Raw genomic sequence first — 1,647 nt, forward strand, 5'->3', positions numbered from 1 at the left:
CGATGGATCACTCCGAAGGCGGACACGGCACCATGGGGCAGGCGTCGCATCCCCTGCAGGGCTACGTGTGGCACTGCCACATGCTCGACCACGAGGACCACGACATGATGCTGCGGTACCGACTCGTGCCCTAGGCCCGTGAGTACTTATTAACCGCCGGCGGTTTGTTGAGTCTGGGGACATGTGAGACAGATGATGTCTACCCAGATGTGAGACACGCTGCCGTCGACGAGGTGTGAGGCACCTGACTGGTCGTGAACTTGGTTCATGACCGGAACGGATGCCGTCATGGACCTGCTACACGCCCTGCTGGTGCTCGCCCACGCCACCGGCGCCGACATGTTCGACGGGAACTTCGCCCGCTGGTGCGCCGACCACGGGATCTCCCGCGCCACCGCCTACCGACACAAGAAACGGATCGAGGAGGAGGGCCGGTGGACCACCCGGTCCCGCCGGCCCACCTCCTGCCCACACGCCACCCCACTACCGGTCGAGATCGAAATCGTGCGGCTCCGCCTGAACCTGCCCCACCACGAGCGCGGCGCCGACACCATCGCCTACCACCTGCAGGCCGTCGCCGAGAAACACGACTGGTCTGCCGAGGGCTGGACCATCCCGTCCCGGGCCACGATCAACACGATCCTCTCCCGCTACGACCTGGTGATCCCGGAACCGAAGAAACGCCCGAAATCGTCGTACCGTCGGTTCTGCTACCGCAACCCCCGCGACTGCTACCAGATCGACGCCACCCAGGTCCGGTTGGCCACCGGCGAGAAGGTCGTCGTCTTCGAGGTCCTCGACGACTGCACCCGCACCCTGGTCGCCACCCGGGTCGCGGACGCCGAGACCGCCGCCGGGGCGATCGCGGCGATCACCGCCGCGTTCACCGGCTTCGGGATCCCGGCGTTGGTGCTCGCCGACAACGGCAGCGCGTTCACCTCCCGCCGCACCAAGGGCGGCATCTCCGGCTTCACCCGGGTCGTGGAGCAGGCCGGGGCCCGGCTGATCCACTCCACCCCGTATCACCCGCAGACCTGCGGGAAGGTCGAACGCCACCACCGCACCTTCAAGCAATGGTTGGCCGCACGGCCCACCACCGCGGCCACCACCACCGAACTGCAGCAACTGTGCGAGACCTACCAGCGGTTCTACAACACCGAACGCCCGCACAGCGCCGTCAAGATGCCACCGCTGCAGGCCTGGCGGAATGCGGCGATCCACGGTGGGCCACAGCACCTTCCGATCCAACACGACGCCACCGTGCACGCCCTGGTCGTCTCCTCCACCGGCACCGTGTGCGTCGACTCCCGCGCCCGCCTGAGCGTCGGCCGAAAGATGGCCGGACAGACCGTCACCCTGCTGCGCGACGACGACCACGTCACCGACTACACCACCGACGGCGACGTGATCGGCCACCTACACCTCGACCACACCAAGCGCTACCAAGGCAAACTCCGCCCCGCCTAAAATCTGTCTCACATCTACGTAGACACCCGTGTCTCACATCTACGTAGACAGCACAAACCGCGGGCGGTTAATAAGTACTCACGGGGCGTCAGCCACCGAGATTGACCTCGATGCAATAGGTGCGCTCGGGTTCGGAGAACGCGATGGGGAATGCGTTGTCGAACTCGTTGCAGAGGGTCT

At 65.9% G+C, this 1,647-nt stretch carries 1 protein-coding gene; it reads left to right on the forward strand.

Translation table 11 applies throughout. From position 1 onward, the window contains the following. Positions 1-267: 267 nt before the first annotated feature. Positions 268-1,467: a DDE-type integrase/transposase/recombinase gene (locus ACFWJO_RS38690; RefSeq protein WP_386872896.1), complete on the forward strand. Its 1,200-nt coding sequence runs from the start codon at positions 268-270 to the stop codon at positions 1,465-1,467. Positions 1,468-1,647: the final 180 nt, after the last annotated feature.

It is taken from the genome of Streptomyces sp. NPDC127092, from assembly GCF_042722475.1.
Taxonomy (GTDB): Bacteria; Actinomycetota; Actinomycetes; order Streptomycetales; family Streptomycetaceae; genus Streptomyces.